Below are 953 nucleotides of genomic sequence, written 5' to 3' on the forward strand. Positions count from 1 at the left end.
TGCCCTCTTTGTAAGCTTTGGACATGGCTTTTTCGCGGCGTTCGCGGGCTTTTGCCATGTTGTTGAAATAGTCGTTTGCGATCTGATTCGACATTTTGAACTCAGTATTTTTCTGAGCCTGCATTTCGAGATTTTGATCAATAATCATCTGATTCTGGCGAGCCATAAGCTGCTGTGTTGCAAGCGCATCGTTATCACCTAAATCATCCAGTGCCGAACCCAGCTCGTCGGCGCGTTTGGTCTGCTCAATCAGTGACTCGTCAGTTTTACGGCTGGCAAGATCCTGACGGACAGCACCCTCAGCTTTGCGTTTCCGGTACTGGAAGATTTCTTTGGCGCGCTCCCTGTCGTTAGCGGTATAAGGAATTTCAGAGTTCATCTGAGACCATTCCTCATCAGACATGCCCCAGCCGTTGAGCAATTTATTACGTTCAACCGCATCATCCCACGGCTGATCGCCAACATGTGCATCATCCCCTCTGGAGTAGCGCGGATCGTACATATCAATCTGCTTCAGACGGTTCAGGAACGTCTCCAGATTCTGTCCCTGAAGCGTCGCTTTCAGGCGCTGTGCTTCACGTAATACCTGCTTATAGTCGGTCAGCATCTGGTCATAGTCTTTATAGGCTTGCAGAAGCTGACTGTTACTGAGTCCGGTCTGTTGCAGGTACTGGTCATAGTTACGCAGTCCCTGCGACAGCTCGCGTATCTGACCTGCAATCTGTGCGCCGTCCATGACAGGAACGCCAATAGCGAAAGCCTGACCGCTTAAAACGGCTGAGATTAGGAGTGCTAAAAGGCAACGTTTCATTGGTAAATGACCTCTTCTTCATCAGTATCTTCTACCGGCGTTTTTGGCAGTTTCAGCGTTGCCAAAATTTCGTCAATGGCGGCGTCAATGTCGTCATGTTTCTGATAGGTACGCTCCGCAAGCGCGGCTTCATGCGCTGTAG

At 49.8% G+C, this 953-nt stretch carries 1 protein-coding gene; it reads right to left on the bottom strand.

The genetic code is table 11. The features are described from left to right. On the bottom strand, positions 1-811 hold an 811-nt coding region (locus tag MKP05_RS21175; RefSeq protein WP_240570124.1), incomplete at its 3' end, for a hypothetical protein. Positions 812-953: the final 142 nt, after the last annotated feature.

The organism is Halomonas flagellata (assembly GCF_022487945.1).
Classification (GTDB): domain Bacteria; phylum Pseudomonadota; class Gammaproteobacteria; order Pseudomonadales; family Halomonadaceae; genus Halomonas; species Halomonas flagellata.